Source organism: Sphingomonas aerophila, from assembly GCF_014199305.1.
GTDB classification, from domain to species: Bacteria; Pseudomonadota; Alphaproteobacteria; order Sphingomonadales; family Sphingomonadaceae; genus Sphingomonas; species Sphingomonas aerophila.
The window spans coordinates 42,312-59,497 of sequence record NZ_JACIJK010000010.1 but is presented as its reverse complement, the minus strand read 5'-3'; the positions used below and the strand labels follow the sequence as shown (position 1 = coordinate 59,497).

Below are 17,186 nucleotides of genomic sequence, written 5' to 3'. Positions count from 1 at the left end.
GTTGCGTTTTCGCCCGGGCCACGTCTACTCACAAGGTAGGTAACCGGTTACACGGACCCGTCAACGCCCAATTGGCGCGAGGGAGCATGATGACGGACGGCAGGGGAGGACAGGCTATGACGGATCAAAGGATCACGCGGCGCGGCGCACTGATCGGCGCAGGCGCGATCGCGGCCTGGGCGACAAGTCCGGCGCGCGCGCTGCTCGCAGCAGCCGACCGTGCGCCCGTTCAACCAGCCGTTGATGCATTGATCGGCCGCATGACCCTGGAGGAAAAGGCGGGGCAGCTGACGCTCAACGCCGCCGCCTGGTCCGGCGGCGTTGCGACCCAGCTCAATCCGCCGTCGCAGGGCGGTGGCTTTGACCAGCAGATCGCGGACGCCGTGGCCGGCCGCCTGACCGGCGTGTTCAATGGCAACGGCGCGGAGATGGCCCGCCGAATGCAGGCGGCCGTGATGAAAAGCTCGCGGCTCAAGATCCCGCTGTTGTTTGCCGCCGACGTGATCCACGGCCACCGCACCATCTTTCCCGTGCCGGTCGGCGAAGCAGCAAGCTTCGATCCCGATCTCGCCCGACGCACCGCGCGGGTCGCGGCGCTGGAAGGGGCAGCAGCGGGGATCGACTGGACCTTTTTCCCCATGGTCGACATCGCACGCGACCAGCGCTGGGGCCGGACCATGGAGGGCGCGGGCGAGGACGTCTTGCTCGGCCAGATGTTCGCCGCCGCACGCGTGCGCGGGTTCCAGGGCGACAGCATTGCCGCGACCGACTCCATGATGGCCTGCGTAAAGCATTTCGCCGCTTATGGTGCGGCGGAAAGCGGGCTCGACTACAATCCCGTCGACATTTCCGATCGCACGCTGCGGGAGGTCTACCTGCCACCCTACAAGGCCGGGTTCGATGCGGGCGCAGGATCGGCAATGGCCTCGTTCAACGAGATAAACGGCATCCCATCCCACGGCAACCCCTGGCTGCTGAAGACGCTGCTGCGCGACCAATGGCACTTTGAGGGCTTCGTGGTCGGGGATTATACCGGTGACGAGGAAATGATCGCGGCAGGGTTTGCAAAGGACGGCCGCGATGCCGCGCGCATTGCCTTCCTGGCGGGCGTGGACATGGCGATGCAGTCCAACCTGTACATGCTGCACCTGCCCGGCCTGGTTCGCGATGGCACCGTGTCGCAGGAACTGCTCGACCGCTCGGTACGCCGTGTGCTCGCGGCCAAGCATCAGCTCGGCCTGTTCGACGACCCCTTTCGCCGCATCGACCCGCGTCGTGAAAAGGCGCGCTCGCGCACCCGCACCAGCCTTGCCCTGTCGCGCGAGGCAGGGCGCAAGTCGATCGTGCTGCTGAAGAACGAAGGCGACATCCTGCCGCTGCGCCGCGACGCCCGCGTCGCGATCATCGGCCCGTTCGCCAGTGGTCAGCACGACCTGAACGGCCCCTGGGTCGTGTACGGCGACAACGTACAAGCCGTGGATCTCGCAACGGGTGTTCGCGCCGTCGTCGGCAATGGCCGTGTCACCGTGGCCCCCGGCTCGGGCGTCGAGGAGCCGCTGGCCGGCGGCATAGAAGCTGCGGTTGCGGCGGCACAGGCGGCTGATGTGGTGCTGCTCGCCATTGGTGAAAGCGAGGGCATGTCGGGCGAAGCGCAATCTCGCACCGACATCGTCGTGCCCGCGCCGCAAATGGCACTGGCCGAGGCTGTCGCGGCGACCGGCAAGCCGGTGGTCGTGGTGCTCAAGAATGGCCGCGCACTCGCGCTTCAGGGCGCCGTGCGCGATGCGCCTGCTGTCCTTGTCACCTGGTTCCTGGGTTCGGAAAGCGGCCACGCCATCGCCGACGTCCTGTTCGGCGCATACAGCCCGTCCGGACGCCTGCCGATCTCCTTTCCCTACGAGAGCGGGCAGGAACCCTATCATTACGACCACAAGCCGACCGGGCGCCCTGCCCCCGCCGGCCCGCGCGAGCCGTACAAGAACCAGTGGCGCACCGTGCTGAACGCCGCGCTCTACCCGTTCGGACACGGCCTAACCTATGGCAAGGTGCGCTACGCCGACCTGCGGCTTGGCACTGGCAGCCTTCCCTGGGCCGGGTCGCTTGAGGTGGCGGCCAGCGTCACCAACACCGGAACGCGCGCGTGCGAAGAACTCGTCCAGCTCTACATCCACGATCGCGTCGCCAGCATCACCCGGCCGGTTCGCGAGCTGAAGGCATTTCGCAAGGTCGCGCTGGCGCCGGGTGAAACACAGTCCGTGCGCTTCACCCTCACGCGCGAGCAGCTTCAGTTTATCGGCAGCGACCTCCAGCCCACCGTGGAGCCGGGCGACTTTGATCTATGGATCGCACCCTCGGCCCAGGCAGAGGGCGTGACCGGGCGTTTCCAGCTCCTAGCTGCCTGACGCCCGCTCACCCTTCAGGGCGCGCACCGCCGCCGCGTGCGCGCCCTGGCGAAGCGGACACCAGGCCATGATCAGGGCCGACAGCGCGAAAAAGCCGAGCGGCAGCAGCGCGATCACCATGCGCATGTCGCCCGCCGCGGCCGAGGACGGCAGTACGTTTGCGCGATAGCCCGCTTCATCCAGCCCGAACCCTAGCAGCAGGGTCGCAATCCCGATCGCCACCCGCTGCAGAAGCGTTGCAAGCCCGAACGCGGTTGCTTCCACGCGATAACCGCTGCGCTGCTGCCCCCATTCCACCGTGTCGGGCAGCAATGCCCAGAACGCCAGGTGCAATCCCACCGTCGTCGCCTGCATCCCGGCCAGGAACAGGCGCGTCGCATCGATGGACGCGAAGTCGACCAGCGCGAACGATCCCGCACCCGCAGCGCACGCGCCTGCGGCCCAGAACCACTGCGCCCGCGCTCCGATCCGGCGCGCCACCACCATCCAGATGGGCACCGCCAGCGCGCTGACCGCCGCCATCGACGCCAGCGCGAGCTGGCCCGCGGTCTGGTCGGCGAGCACGTACTTGTAGAAGTACAGGACCGACTTGCCGAGCACGGTGGTGGCGACGATCATGGCCATCATCGCGGCCGCCAACGTCGTGAACGCGCGATTGCGTGCGAGATCGGCGAGCGCGGTGGCGATCGGTATCCGGTGTGCCACTGCGGCAACAGGCGCGCGGTCGCGGAACGTCCAACCGACCAGTGCGATCAACGCGGCACCGATGCCGGCGAACAGGATCGCGGCCGCCAGGAACGCCGCGGCGTCGCCCTTTCCGCCCATCATCGCCCGTCCAATCGGTATCGTGCCAGCGGTCACAGCGACGGCCGCAGCCGTGCCGGCGAGCATCCGCAATCCGGCAACCAATGCTCGATCGCGGCTGTCGGCGCTGACCCGGGCGGTAAGGGCGAGGTAGGGCACATTCACCGCCGCATAAGCCGTGCGAAACAGCAGCTGGCCCGCCAGCATCCACGCGGTGACCGACAGCCCGGCCGGCGGTTGCAAATAAGCCAAACAGAAGCTCAGCCCCAGCGGTACCGCGCCCCATGTCATCAGGCGGCGATGCGTGCGCCCTGACGATCGCGCGTCGATCATGACCCCGACGGCAAAGCTCGCCACGCCGTCCCATAGCGAAGCGAGGAGGAAGATCGTCGCCGCCGTGCGGATCTCGATCCCCAGCACGTCCGTGTAGAAGAACAGCAGGTAATAGGTCGCGCTCTGCCAGAACAGGTTGAACCCGAAGTCGCCCGACGCGAACAGCGCCAGGCGGGCGACCGGAACCTGTTCGGCCTGGCTCGCCTCAACCACGGCTGCGCCCAAGTGACACAGCGCGCGCCCTATCATCGTCCATGTACCATTGGTCGGCGGCGCCCCTGGACGGTGGGCGCGCGGTGGAGAGCCTCATGGCCCTCCACTCGCATCGATCGTCAACTACGCCAACTTCACAGCGGCATTGCGTACAGGGCGTGGTGCGTCAGCATGAACAGGGTGCGCTTGTCCGCGCCACCGATCAGCAATTGCAGCGGGCGTTCGGGAACGTCGATCCGGCGCTGCAGCGTGCCGGACGGGTCGTAAACGAACACCTGCCCGTTCGCGACATACAGATTGCCCGCCGCATCCCGCACCACGCTTTCACCGCCGCGATCAGCCGCGACACGCAGGTCGGTCAACTGCCCGCCAGCGCCCACCAGCCCGCTATAGGTCCGGTTTTCGGATGCGTTGGTCAGGAAGACCCGCTCGCCCACCTTGCCCGATACGAAGCCATAGGCGTCGAGCGAATCCGACCAGCGCCAGCCCAGATTGTCGGACGTGCTTTGGTTCCACACGCGAAACGCGGGCAGCACCAGCGATCCGTCGGGCGATACATATTCCTGCGCCTTGGCCTCGCCCATCTTGTTGAGGAAGAACGCGGACAGTGGCGGGAACTCATAGGTTTTTGGGTCGAGCCGGTCGGCGAACTCACCATTGGCATAGACATTGACCGGCAACAGTGTCGCGGCACCCCCACGCGATCGCGTCGCGGTGGGCGCGATCGGACGAGCCTGCTCGGGATGGGCAGGGTCGATGCTGTACACGGTGGCGTCGATCCCGGCGGATGACAGGACCATCAAGTCGCCCGAGCGGTCGACCGCCAGGTTCACCGGGTCAAGTGGTGTGTCCGTCAGCAGCGACAGCCCCTCTTCCTGCGACCATCCGTGGATGCGGTGGTGGAAGCGGTCGATGAAGTACAGCTTGCCCTTCGCGTCCACCGCACCACCCGCGACCGAGTAGAAGCCGTCGGCCAGCTTTTTGATCCCAGGCGTCACGGGCACCGCGGACTCCGTCGCGGCGGTGGCCGGCGCAGCGGGTACATCGAGCTTTGCGAACTCTCGCTCACGCACCTCCTGCCGGCGCGTATAATCCTTGATCGAGTTCTCGAACGCGTACTTGCTCGCGCGCGCGAAGGTGCCGCATCCCTTGGTGTCGCAATGCGCGAAGCTGTTGTCGGCATTCACATGGACGTTGCGGAATCGGATATCGCCCGAGTTGAACAGCCGCACGGCGGTGTCCATCGGCTTGGCCGTCCGCGTCACGCGATAGCTGTGGTAGTTGGCGAACAGGATGTTGCTGGAATCGTGGAACTCGGTCGACACCGCGTTCACGCCGTCTGCGACCTCCTGCTCGGTCTGCGGCCCCAGGAACTGCCAGTTCTGGACGTTCCGAAGAACGATCTCGTTCTTGAGGTGGTGCTCCGCCGACAGCTCATACACATAGCCCGGCGTCTTGGTGTCCGACACCATGAACCCGCTAGAGGCGAGGCCATTGGGGGTCCAGATCGCCGCAAAGGTGCCGCCACCGCCGTCGGTTACCCAGATACTGGCATGCTGAGAATCCATGCGCGCGCCAGGTTCGTTGGCGCCGGTCGGTTTGCCGTCCGCCAGCACGACTGGCCCATGGATGCGGACGTCGTTGACCAGCGACGCTTCGCCCGCCTTCCAGATCAGAGCGCTCGCACGCGGGTTGATCGCCCCGGCCCATAGGCCCACGCCCGAGATGATCGCGTTGCCGCCCTTCGCGCTTTCCACCAGTGCCTTAGCGGCGCCCGCGCCGGCATAATTCTCCGTGCCATTGGCGAGCGTGATCTGCGTCAGGTCCGGGTGCAGCGCGATCAAGACGCTGTCCGGGCGCAGCTTCAGCGTGTCGGTGATGCGGTACTTGCCCATTGGCAGGTACACGACGCGATGGGCGTTGATCGCGCGCTGAAGCGCCGCGGTGTCGTCGCTGCTGTTGTCACCTTTGGCGCCTGCAAGACGCACGTTCGCCCATTCACGCACCGGCGGCAACGAACGGATCGCAGGCGCGCGACGGGCCGGCGTTCGCGTCAGCGGCCCCATGGTGAACTCGGTGGCGTAGCCACCGGTCGTGCCGAGTGCGGGAAGCTTCAGACCGTGGGAGAAATCCTTGACCTGCCAGCGGCTGCCCTGCCCCGCGATCGTCTTGCCGCTGTCACGGAACAGCGCAAAGGTGGGGGTGTTCACGCCCACTGCGTTGTCGAAGCCGATCTGGGTGAAGACGCTCTTTTCCTCGGAGATCACGACGCCCGCGCGCGAGACATTCTCGAAACGAACGTCCTTGCCCCAAAGCGAGTCCGAATAACCACGATCGACCTCGATCCCGACCGGCGTGTTGCGGATCGCGACGTTGACCAGGGTCAGGCCCAGCTCATGCTCGCGGATCGCCGCGTCGCGCTGCCCTTCGAACTCGGAATCGATCAGCGTGAACGGCCATGCGGGCGAGGTTTTTTCGCTAACGATGCCATAGCGCCCGCCAAAGAAGCGCAGGTCCTCGCACTCGTTACCCGCCTGGTAGATGCCGGCGAGCCCCGATCCCAGGTGGAAGTCGGCGTGGCGAACGAACGCATGCTGTGCGACGCGGAAGCGGATGGCGACCGCGCCTGCATTACCCTGCCCGAGCTCGAAATCGACGTTCGACAGGGCGGAGTAGAACGTGGTCTGGGTCGCGTCGAACACGTTGGGGTCAAAGGGTCGCGTGGTGGGCGGCGGAATGGGAGGCTTGCCCGAGCGGTACTGGTCGTCGCCGGTGAAGCTCACCACCGCCGCAACGCCGTCGGCGAACCCTGGCGTGTTGTCGCCCAGCACGATTACCGGCCGCGTCTTGCCGATGCCGAACACGCGCACGGCGGAGCGCAGCAGGATGGTGCGGCTGACGCGATAACGACCGGACGGCAGGAAGACGATCCCGCCCTTGGCGCCACCGGTCTTAGCAGCGGCATCGATCGCCTGCTGGATCGCCGCCGAGTCATCGGCACGACCGTCCCCGACGCCCTTTACCGTGATCGCCTGCGGCTCATCGGGTCGCGTCAGGTAAACGGAGGTGGAAGCGCCAAGGGCCGGGGCACTCAATCCCGCCAACGCGACGCCGAACAGCACAAAGGCTTTCAAATCAGTCTCTCCCGCGACCCTGTTGTGTCCGCCGGGTACGACTATGCAACGCCATCGGGCGGCGCAATCCGTCGTAAGGTCGTAGCCCGCAACGATTTGTGGGGCGAAGGTATCGACCCATGGGCCGCGGATTGGTCGGGCGGCGCTCCCCTGCAAAAGCCCCGCCTCGCACGATGACCTTCACCGCCTCCAATCCGGTTGGATCGGATAGGGCCTGTCCAGTTTCGGGATTACCAACGGCTTGCGGGACCGACCGGTGGCTATCGTAAGCGCCAGGGATGGTCAGGGTTTTTCCCGGATGGGGTGCACGCAAGGTCGATGACAAGAAAAGCGCCGATGGCCAGCTTCACCCCTGCCCTGCCCCGCGAGGGCGAGCGTGCCCGGCCGGTGCTCGCCTGGGTGCCGATGCGTGGGGACTGGATCCTGCTCGCCCTCTATGCAGTCGGTTTCTGGCTGGCGCACGGTGTTGCCGCTCCATGGGGTGGGACCGGCTATTATTCCTTGTGGTTCCCGGCGGCGGGCGTGCGCCTGGCGCTGCTGTGGCGAGGTGGTGCGCGGCTAACGATCGCGGCGGCCTTGGTCGAGCTTCTGGTCGACACAATCGACGGCGCAGTAGATCCTTTCGGGGCGGATCGGGTGCTGGCGATCATCGGCGTGGTGCGGCCGGTGGTGGCCTATGGGCTGACGGTCGCGGCGATCCGATGGTTGGCCAGTGGCGCGCGGGCGGAGCTTTTGACGGCACCGATGCCCTTCGGCCTAGCCGCCGTGCTCGCCCCCAACATGGCCGCCCTCGCGGCCTTGCCCCAGGCACTGTTGCGACCCGAACTGACGGGCGTTGCCGGGGCGCACGACGTGCTGCTGTCCCTTTCCGACTTTGCGGTTGGCGACCTGCTCGGCACCTTGATCGTCGCGCCACCCTTGTTGTGGATAGCCGATCGGCTGGCCTCACGCGAAATCCCTAACTTCGCTCTTCGCAAGGCTGCCCTGGCGGAGGCTGTGGGCGTACTGCTCGCCAGCCTGCTGATCGCCGGCACGTTCACCGCCGCGGGGCTTGGGCTGCAGCCCATGCCGGTGCTGCTCGCGACCGTATGGATCGGGTTGCGCTTCGGGCGCGCGCCTGCCTGGATGGCGCTGGTGTTGGTGGTTGCGCTCGTACTGCCCCAGACAGCCGGCGCGACGGCCGCAGCAGCACGGCTACAGATCCACCTGGCACTCGCGACGGTAGTAGTCGCCGGCTATCTGGCCGGCAGCTTCGCGGATGCCCAGGCCCATGCGCGCGCCGACCTTTCGCGACGCGACCGCCTGCTGTTCCAGGCCGAGCGGCTGAAGACGTTGCGGGCCATGTCGGTGGCCGTGATCCATGAGGTGTCACAGCCGTTGTCGACCCTCGCGATCGAGGCGCGGCACCTTCACGAATTGTCGGTCGGCGCGGACCCGGAGATCGCGGCCGGCGCGGCGTTGATCGATCGCAAGGCTCATGCCTTGTCCGACTTGGTCCGCAGGCTGCGTCGCTTTGGCGGCAGTGCGGCCGACCAACCCTCTGCGCTGCCCGTTTCCGCGTTGCTCGATACTGTCAGCGGACTGGCCCAGGCGGAAGCAAAGGCTGCGCGGGTGCGATTGGAGATCGACCCCGGCGACCCCGATCTTCTCGTCTTCGCGCAAGAAGTCGAACTCGCCCAGGCCGCGGTGAACCTCGTCCGCAATGCGGTGCACGCGTGCGACGACGGTGTGGTCCGCGTGGACGCCCTGAAACGTGAGGAGCAGGTCGTCATCAGCGTCCATAACCGATGCGCCGTTCGCCCGCGCGGCGCTGCGGGCATGGGGGTGGGCCTGCTGGTCGCCCGCGCCATTGTTGAAGCCCATGGTGGCCGGATCGAGCGCCAGGACGCCGACGGCCTTATCACCCATTCCATTCTTCTGCCGCTCGCTGGGGAGCCCTGATGTGACCGACAATCCCGCTGTTTATGTCGTGGATGACGATGGCGACCTTGGCGCCAGCGTCGCTCGCTTGCTGACGCGTCATGGCTACGCAGCCGAGCCCTTCTCCGATCCCGCCCCGCTGCTGGCCATTTACGCGCAAAGCCCTGCGCACTGCATCGTGACGGACATCATGATGGGCGACATCGACGGGTTCGGCTTTGCGGACCAGTTGCGGCGCATCGACCCTGCCGTCGCGATCGTTTTCATGACGGCATGGCCAACCACCGCCAACGCGGTGGACTCCGTGCGGCGTTATGGCGGCCTCGATTACCTGGAAAAGCCCCTGGACGAGGATCGCCTGCTCGCCGCCGTCGGTGAAGGAGTGGCGTGGTCGCGTGGCCGGCGCGCGGCCCTTGCCCGAACCGCCCACCTCACCCCGCGTGAGCGGCAGGTGTTCGAGCTTTTGGTGCAGGGCCATCCCAACAAGGTCGTCGCCGACCGCCTTGGCCTGTCGCCAAAGACCGTGGAGGATCATCGCGCCGCCGTGCTTGCCAAGACCGGCACCAACGGGCTCGCCCAGCTGATTGCGCTCGCATCATGACCGGTCCTGACGTGAATGGCGCGCCTGTTGTGGGCATGACCGATATGGAAACAGAAACAGCGATCCTTTCTCTCCTGACGGAACGGGTGGAGATCTATCCCGCGTTCATGATCGGTGAGTTGCGTCGCCTGCACCCGCATCTTTCTCCCGAACGCATCCGTCAGGTTCTGGACCGGCTATGGACCGAGCGTCGGGTCGCACGCCTTTGGCACCGCTACATGTTGCCGGGCGACGTCGACGCGGTCCGCACGAAGTGGCTGTCCACCCTGAGCCGAAACCGCGCTGAGTTCGAGCGCATGGACCCGAGCGAGGGGGCCTATGAGGACGGCATCGCGATCCTGAACGCCTGGGACGGCTGGAGCATAGGAAACGAGAAGGCCTGATCCGCGCGACAAACGACCGCACGGAAGTGTCTACCCAACTGCTCGCGCTGGACGGTGATCAGCCCTGTTCAGGACGGATGCTGTCGGGCAAGAACAGGCGAGTTCTGGATGGAGCCGCTATGATCCGCCTGCCCTTCGTCGCACTGTTCGTTGCCGCCGCGACCGCCACCGCGGCGCCGGCCGCCACTCCCTCGCCGGAAGTGCTGCGGGATGCGGCGCTGGACGATGGGATAGCGTGGGACATCGTGGAGGGGCTGACGACCGAGGTCGGCCAGCGTCTCGCCGGGACAGAGGCTGAGGCGCGGGCCCGCGATTGGGCGGTCAAGAAGCTGAAGGCGCTCGGCTTCGCCAATGTTCACGTCGAAACCTACACCATGCCGGTCTGGCGGCGCGGAATTGAAACGGCCGAGATCATCTCGCCCTATCCGCAGAAGTTGGCCGTGACCGCGCTCGGCAACAGCGTTCCCACCCCGGCCCAGGGCCTGACGGCAGAGGTCGTCGGCTTTGACGGCATGGAAGCGCTGAAAGCGGCGGATCCTTCCAGCATTCGCGGCAAGATCGTGTTCGTGAATCACGCGATGGCTGTCCAGCAGGACGGCGGTTCCTATGGCGAGGTGGGAGTGATCCGGCGTTTGGGTCCGTCGGTTGCCGCCGCAAAGGGTGCCGCCGCGATCGTTATCCGCTCGATCGGCACGGATCGCCATCGCATGCCGCATACGGGCGTCCAGACCTGGGCCGCGGGCGTTCAGCCCATCCCGGCAGCAGCCTTGAGCGTGTCGGATGCGGAGCAGATGGCGCGTATCCTCGCGCAGGGAAAGCCGGTCAAACTGCACCTGACGATCGGGGCCGGGCCGGCCGGCACGGCGCAATCGGGCAACGTCGTGGCCGAGGTTCCCGGACGCGATCCGAAGGCAGGTATCCTGCTGGTTGGCGGACACCTCGACAGTTGGGACCTTGGCACGGGTGCGATCGACGACGGCGCGGGCGTGGCGATCACCGCCGCCGCCGCCAAGCGCATCATGGACGCCGGCCGTCCGCTGCGGACCATCCGCGTCGTGTGGTTCGGTGCTGAAGAGGTGGGCGGCCTGGGTGGCGATGCCTATGCCAAGGCGCACGCCGGTGAAAAGCATGTCCTGGTGGGTGAGTCCGACAGCGGGGCCGATCGCGTCTGGCGCTTCACGACCAGCAGCGGCAGCCCCCAATCGCCGCTGATCGGACGGCTATCTTCTCTCCTGGCGCCCCTGGGCATTACGCGCGGGAAAGACCCGGCGCACGGCGGAACCGACGTCGCTCCTGCCGCTGCGGCCACTCGCTCGCCCGTGATCGATCTGAGGCAGGACGCGTCGCGCTATTTCGACGTGCACCACACTGCCGATGACACGCTGGACCGCATCGACAAGGACCAGCTTCGTCAGAACGTCGCAGCCTGGACAGCCACGCTGGCCTTCTTCGCGAATGATCCAGCGGAACTGGCCCCCACCACCGGAGCCGCGCATACGGAGTGAAGTTGAAGCCGTCTCATGGCCTGAGTTCGCCCCCCTCTAGCGCTCCATTTATCACTGGGTGTCGAGCAATGGCTGCCAGCGGACGCCGAGCAGGCGGTCCGCGGCCTAGATACCTTGCAGGGCGTGAGGTGCCTCGCATGACCAGCGCTGTTCGGCGCGCGCGGTGATCCCGGCGCCGACGTTCCTGACGTCCAGATCTTCGGGTCGAGGCTTCTATGAGTGTTCCGCGCCAGAAGCTTGTTCTTGACCACCTCATGTGCTGGCTCGCCCGAAGAACGCCGCCTCTTGTGCCGTGACCCCGGTGCAAGCACTTAGTCGGCATATGCAAGCCGACGCCGACCTGGAAACAGCCCTGCTTGGACCGGTTCTGGCCGAACGGAGCTGCGGCGGGTGCACGGCGTGCTGCACGGTCCTGAAAGTCGATGCTCCGGATTTCAAAAAGCCTGCCGGGGTACCGTGCACTCACCTCAGCGCGCGCGGGTGCTCTATCCATGCCGTACGTCCGGGCATCTGCCGAACATGGTTTTGCGTTTGGCGAAGGGTGGCAAGCATGCCTGACGAAGCCAGGCCCGACCGCTCCGGCCTTCTCGTGTCGCTGAACTTCGCCCGGGAACCCCAGAACTGCTTCGAGGGTGTGTCGATCAACGTCCGATTGCTCGCCGGCAGCGCCGCGATCGAGAATGGCTTGGCGGCAAAGGTGCTCGACAGCGTATGCGATCAGCTGGTCCCCGTCTGGTTCAGTGACGGATCGAAGAAGATGCTGATGCACCCGGACAACGAGGTCGCTCAACATGTTCTCTCGGGAACTCCCGCACCCGAATATATAGAGGGCGAGGTGCGCGCATGGCGCGACCTCTATGGCCTTTTCACGCCGGGGGAACAGGCCCGATAGAATTGAAGGTGTCCATGGCCCGGTTACGGACGGTCGCGGCGCGCTGACGTCGTCCTGATCTCGGCCGTCCGTTCACATGCACACACAAGCCGGGTGGCGAAGCCGATGCTTGTGACGAGCAGTGGGCCTGAGCGCAGCAGTCAAGCGGACGCGGGCCACCGCCGAAGTGTCGTCGCGTGTGCCGATGATCGCCGACCTGCTCGGTCGTTCCACTAACGGCTGGCACGCCAGGCGGCGTTCTCGGGGGACATACGGCACGACCTAACTGGCCGTTTGCGCCGCGTTCCAGGGGTCAACAGGGTTCGCGCGGATCCAGCGGGTTGCGAGCCATTTGGTCCCGGTGCTGACCGGCAGGCCGGCATGGGTCGCAGAAGGATCCGGGCGGCCGTCGCTGAGCGTATTGGTGAATAGCACCGCGTCCCCGACCTGCGGCCGCACCGTCAGCGACGCGGCGGGGAATTGCGTCTCGCCGCCGGTGAACTCGTCGGTCAGGTAGATCAGCACCGTCCTTATCCGCTGATTTCGCACGCCAGGCAGACAGTCGTGGTGCAGGCGAAACTGCTGGCCGGGGCGGTAACGGAGAACCACCAGACCCTCGCCCTGCGCGACGGCCGTATTGGTGGCAAGGGCGATGCGGCGATTGATCGCCTGCAACACCAGGTCCTCGCGCGTGGGGGGAAACACTCCGCCATCCGACGTGCGGACAGGGTGCTCGGTCAGCCGGCCAGTGCGGGGATCCACCACCGCCGAGGGGGCCAGGAGGTGCTGCGCGGCTGATGCAACATGAGCGCATTCGGCAGGCGTGCAGAATTGGCGAAAGCGGGTGACGTCCGGGGACGTGCTGAGCCGATCGCCAGATAACAGGGTGGACGGCGCCCCGTCAGGGCGAAGCGCCATCGCCTCGACCAGCGCCAGGTGAGCGGCTGCCGTGGCGTCGCGGCGGGCCGCCGACCGAAGAAGGGCCAGCGCACCGGGCCAGTCCGGCGCCCCACCACTGCCGTTTCCGACCAGTGCGACCTCCGTCAAAGCCGCGTCGGCATGGCCGGCTTCTGCCGCGCGGCGTAGCAGCCGGCGCGCTTCCGGCAGGTCACGAGGTAGAGGATGTCCGGAAAGCCGCCAGATCGCAACCTGCATCAGCGCATCAGGATCACCCGCCTGCGCGGCCCTGGTCGCCAGGGCAATCGCATCATGGACCCGCCCTCCGGCAAGCAGCGAATTGGCCCTTGTGATGATGCTGTCGTGCGGCGCCGGCATGGATGGCCCATCGCACAAAAAAGAAGGGCCGGGAAATACCCGGCCCTTCCAGTTAATCGATCGTCTGTGACTTAGAACTTCGCAGTGATGCCCGCGTAGAAACGACGGCCAACGTTCTCGAAGATCGCCGAGCCCGACGCAGTGCCGGTCGCACCCAGCGGCGGCAGCTGATCGGTCAGGTTGTCCACACCGACGTAGAAGTTCGATCCCGGCGTGATGTTAACGCCGAACCGCGTGTTGATGTAGAACACCGCCGGATAGAACGGGATGTCATAATCATCCAGGTTCTGCGGTGCGCGGCCCTGGAACGTGCTGTGGTTCTCGATCGCACCGACAGCCTGCTTGGCGATGTAGTGCAGCTCGAGGTTGACGAACGGGACGCCGAAGTCAGCGCCGATGTTCCAGTTCACCTCGTCGCGCGGCGTACCAACTTCACCAAGGAACGTGTCGGCAAAACCGGGCTGCTGCGGATCAGTGAACGAGTCGTTCTGGAACTGATGCGAATAGACCAGGTGGCTGGTCAGACGCGTATCACCGAACTTGTGGGTATAGGCGAGGTCGGCGTCGATGCCGCGCACCTGCAGCTTGGCGTAGTTCAGCAGCGTCTGCTGAAGGTTACCCTCGACGATCCGGAAAGCTTCCTCTCCGTTCGGCCCGGTTCCGCCAGCAGCGACGCGAGTGAACAACGAACAGAACTGGTTGCTCGTCGTCGGCGAGTCATAGCAGCTGTTCACGATCCCCTGCGCGCTGGGGGCCGTGATGACGTTGTTCACCTTGATGTTGAAGTAGTCGACCGACAGGCTCAGCCCCGGAACGAAGCTGGGCTGGATCTGCACGCCATAGGTGTACGACTTGCTGGTTTCCGCAGCCAGTTCGGGGTTGCCACCGCTCAGGATCTCCAGCGACTGCGCATAGCGGTAGTCGTAGGAGGCCGGAACGCCCGCCGCGGCGCAGTTTGCAGCGCGGTACTGGGTGCCGTTGGCGATGTTGATCGCCGAGCACGGGTCGCTGAAGCCAGGCGCGAAGTTCTGGCCCTGCGGCGAATACAGCTCGGACAGGTTAGGCGCACGGACGGCGCGGGACATGTTGGCGCGGAACCGAATGTCGCGGATCGGCGCATAGGTGCCGCTCAGCGAGTAGGTGTACACCGTGCCGGCCGAACCCTTGTAGTCCGACACACGGCCTGCGCCGCTGATGGTCAGTTCCTTGATCATCGGCAGGTCGCGCAGGAGCGGCAGTTCGATTTCGCCAAACGCTTCCTTCACCTCGAACGAAGGCGGCGTAAACGGCGTCAGGGCGTTGTAGAAGGTGTAGCCCTGCTCGACCAGCGGGTCAGCGCGGAAGAAGTTCGTCTCACGACGATATTCAGCGCCGACGGAGAAGCCGATCCCACCGCCTGGCAGACGGAAGAAGCTGTCGGTCGTGCCCGAGATGAAGCCCGTTGCGTCGAACTGCGTGATCTTGCCGCGCGAAACCGTGTTCTGGAGGATGTAGTTGCGCGCTGCCTCCGAAACGTTGGAGCCGAACGGGTTCAGTGGCTGGCAAGCGGCGATGTCCGCCGCGAGGATCGCCGCGTTCCCGGCAAGATCTTCGCCCGTGCCGTTGGCGCGTGACGGTGCGGCCTGTGCCGCGCAGACGATCTGGCCGGCTGCATTGCGGGTCGAGTCGAGCGCCAGCGACAGGCGCTGAACGTTGACGTTGCCCAGGACCTTGGTCTGCTCCCTGAACTCGCCATAGTTGGCCGACACTTCGTACCGGATGTCCGAAGCGATGTCGCCACGAACGCCGCCTACGATGCGGTACGTCTCACGCTTGGCCGCTTCGGTGCGAACGCCCAGATCGACCAGGTTCTTGCGCAGAATGAAGCGCTGCGAACCGCCGTTGATCGCGGCAATCGTGTTGGCCTGGTTCTGGGCCGCCGTACGCAGCACCGAACCGTCATCATTCAGCGTGTTTGTGAAAGCTGCGCCGGTCGTCGGGTTGAACCCGGCGTTTGCGCTCGCGAGCAGCTGCGTCGCGATCGTTCCGCGGGCAGCGGCGGACAGGTACGGGTTGTCGAGACGTGGCCGCTCGTACAGCGCATCGATGGTGGAACCGGTGAAGAATGCCGGGCCCGAGGTGCCCTGGCCGACCGATTCGGTGCGCGAATACTTTGCTTCAACGAACGGCTTGAACGCGTCGGACACGTCGAAGTGGCCGATCAGGTTCGCCGTGTAACGGTCGAGCTGCGGCTGCAGCTGAACCAGCTGGCCTTCGCGGCGGGTTTCGTTGTTGCCGCCAATGAAGGAGCCAGCGGGCGTGACGGTGGACACTGCCGCGGTACCACCCGACAGGCCGACGCGGGTGCCGGTCTGGGGAACCAGCGAACCATCTGCCTGGAACAGGTAGTTGCAGGTGAAGGCACGACCAACAACGTCGCGGCCGCAGGCACCGGTCGGGCTGCCGAACGCAACAAGGCCGTTCGAACTGATCGTCGCGCCGCGCACGTCGCGGAAGAAGACCGAGTCGGGGTTGCCGTCATAGTTCAGGTTGCCATTGACCCGGTCCGTCGCGGTGTCGGAATCAACGGTGAGGAAGGTGTCGTTGCGGCGATAGTGAGAGCGCTGCGACGCATAAAGGCTGTTCTGGCGAGCATATTCGACGTTCAGCGCGATGTTGCCGCGACCGTCGGCGAAGTTCTTGCCCGCAACGCCGCTGATGAAATATGCACCCGCGTCGCCGTGCTCGCTGATGCCACCCTGCGCGCGCAGCTGCACGCCCTGGAAGCTGTCCTTCAGGATGAAGTTCACGACGCCGGCGAGGGCGTCCGAGCCGTACACGGCCGAGTTACCGCCCGTGACGATGTCGACACGCTCGATCAGGTCGGTCGGGATGGTGTTGACGTCAACGGACACGGCATTGTTGAGCACGTCCGCGCCGACATGGCGGCGGCCGTTGACCAGCACCAGCGTGCGCTGCGTGCCAAGGCCGCGAAGATCGAGCAGGCTGAGGCCCGCGGTGCCGAGGAACCGGGTCGAGTTCGACTGGCTGTAGGTGCTGCGCAGCTGCGGCAGGTCGTTCAGGACGTCGCCGACGGAGGTACGGGCAGTGACGGCGAGCTCGCCGGCAGTAACCGTGCTGACCGGGATCGGCGATACGTCGTTCGGGCGCGCGATGCGCGTGCCGGTAACGACAACGGTGTTGGCTTCGCCATCGTCCTCGACCGACTGGACCGAACCGGCGTTACGAGCAACGGCGCTGTCCGCATCCGCCTGGCCAGGATTGACGACGTCGCCGGCACCCGTGGTGGGCGAAGTCGTCTGAGCGAGGGCGGGGAATGCGAGGGCCAGCGACCCTGCAAGGGCCGTCGCGCCCATCAGCTGCGTAATCTTCATTGTGGTTTTCACCCCTTTAACGTCACAGGTATTCCTGTTGAGATCAGAAAAGGGCGGATCGCGCCGCGACGCAACATATTACTAAGCGCACGTGGTTGTGCGCTTAGTTTTTCGCGTCGGTGTGTCATTCATGTTACAATCATGTTGTCGTCTAAATAGAAGGTGTTGCAGTCATGTAAGCCGGTTGCGGGCAGGCGAGCATCGCTGCCCAGTACGACGCTCCTGGATCGAGTATCGTCGACCCCTGCAAGAAGTCGATTCTGCCAGACGCGAAGTTGCGTCAAGGTCCCGCTCAGATGAACCTGAGAGAGGCTATCGCCCCCGAAGTGCTATGATGGCTTAGCGTTTTAAGGGAGAGTGTTCTGGCGTGG

The 17,186-nt window shown here is 65.7% G+C and carries 10 protein-coding genes; 6 read left to right on the top strand and 4 right to left on the bottom strand.

Annotated elements, in window-relative coordinates; genetic code table 11:
* The first annotated feature begins 116 nt into the window (after positions 1 to 116).
* Positions 117 to 2,402 (top strand): beta-glucosidase BglX, encoded by a 2,286-nt coding sequence (gene bglX / locus FHS94_RS15360; protein ID WP_184059464.1) that lies wholly within the window; start codon positions 117 to 119, stop codon positions 2,400 to 2,402.
* Here bglX and FHS94_RS15355 read toward each other — a convergent pair.
* Positions 2,391 to 3,752: an MFS transporter gene (locus FHS94_RS15355; RefSeq protein WP_343055316.1), complete on the bottom strand. Its 1,362-nt coding sequence runs from the start codon at positions 3,750 to 3,752 to the stop codon at positions 2,391 to 2,393. The two genes, bglX and FHS94_RS15355, sit on opposite strands and share 12 nt — an antisense overlap.
* Positions 3,753 to 3,886: 134 nt before the next feature.
* Entirely contained in the window at positions 3,887 to 6,886 is a 3,000-nt protein-coding gene (locus FHS94_RS15350) for a glycosyl hydrolase family 28-related protein (RefSeq protein ID WP_184059460.1), read from the bottom strand.
* A 336-nt stretch (positions 6,887 to 7,222) separates the two neighbouring features.
* Between FHS94_RS15350 and FHS94_RS15345 the strand changes: the two genes are divergently transcribed.
* The 5 genes from FHS94_RS15345 to FHS94_RS15325 all read left to right on the top strand — a co-directional run bounded on the left by FHS94_RS15345 (position 7,223) and on the right by FHS94_RS15325 (position 12,187).
* Complete coding sequence (locus FHS94_RS15345) at positions 7,223 to 8,827, top strand: ATP-binding protein (RefSeq protein WP_246348652.1); 1,605 nt, start codon at positions 7,223 to 7,225, stop codon at positions 8,825 to 8,827.
* Between the two features lies 1 nt (position 8,828).
* A complete protein-coding gene (locus FHS94_RS15340) occupies positions 8,829 to 9,407 on the top strand; it encodes a response regulator transcription factor (protein ID WP_343055315.1) in 579 nt (192 codons plus the stop codon).
* A complete protein-coding gene (locus FHS94_RS15335) occupies positions 9,404 to 9,790 on the top strand; it encodes a hypothetical protein (protein ID WP_184059458.1) in 387 nt (128 codons plus the stop codon). The genes FHS94_RS15340 and FHS94_RS15335 overlap by 4 nt, the downstream gene beginning before the upstream one ends.
* 119 nt (positions 9,791 to 9,909) lie before the next feature.
* Complete coding sequence (locus tag FHS94_RS15330) at positions 9,910 to 11,295, top strand: M20/M25/M40 family metallo-hydrolase (protein ID WP_184059455.1); 1,386 nt, start codon at positions 9,910 to 9,912, stop codon at positions 11,293 to 11,295.
* 322 nt (positions 11,296 to 11,617) lie between these two features.
* Positions 11,618 to 12,187, top strand: a complete 570-nt coding sequence (locus tag FHS94_RS15325) for a YkgJ family cysteine cluster protein (RefSeq protein WP_184059453.1) — start codon at positions 11,618 to 11,620, stop codon at positions 12,185 to 12,187.
* Between the two features lie 261 nt (positions 12,188 to 12,448).
* On the opposite strand, the gene FHS94_RS15320 is transcribed toward FHS94_RS15325, so the two are convergent.
* Both FHS94_RS15320 and FHS94_RS15315 read right to left on the bottom strand, forming a co-directional pair.
* Entirely contained in the window at positions 12,449 to 13,441 is a 993-nt protein-coding gene (locus FHS94_RS15320; protein ID WP_184059451.1) for a 2OG-Fe(II) oxygenase, read from the bottom strand.
* A gap of 71 nt (positions 13,442 to 13,512) precedes the next feature.
* The gene (locus tag FHS94_RS15315; RefSeq protein ID WP_184059449.1) at positions 13,513 to 16,815 is read right to left on the bottom strand and encodes a TonB-dependent receptor domain-containing protein; all 3,303 of its coding nucleotides are present in this window, start codon (positions 16,813 to 16,815) and stop codon (positions 13,513 to 13,515) included.
* Between the last annotated feature and the right edge of the window lie 371 nt (positions 16,816 to 17,186).

Coding starts and splice junctions, on each gene's coding strand:
- bglX (WP_184059464.1), top strand. CDS start 117: ATGACGGATCAAAGGATCACGCGGCGCGGCGCACTGATCGGCGCAGGC.
- FHS94_RS15345 (WP_246348652.1), top strand. CDS start 7,223: ATGGCCAGCTTCACCCCTGCCCTGCCCCGCGAGGGCGAGCGTGCCCGG.
- FHS94_RS15335 (WP_184059458.1), top strand. CDS start 9,404: ATGACCGGTCCTGACGTGAATGGCGCGCCTGTTGTGGGCATGACCGAT.
- FHS94_RS15330 (WP_184059455.1), top strand. CDS start 9,910: ATGATCCGCCTGCCCTTCGTCGCACTGTTCGTTGCCGCCGCGACCGCC.
- FHS94_RS15325 (WP_184059453.1), top strand. CDS start 11,618: ATGCAAGCCGACGCCGACCTGGAAACAGCCCTGCTTGGACCGGTTCTG.
- FHS94_RS15320 (WP_184059451.1), bottom strand. CDS start 13,441: ATGCCGGCGCCGCACGACAGCATCATCACAAGGGCCAATTCGCTGCTT.
- FHS94_RS15315 (WP_184059449.1), bottom strand. CDS start 16,815: ATGAAGATTACGCAGCTGATGGGCGCGACGGCCCTTGCAGGGTCGCTG.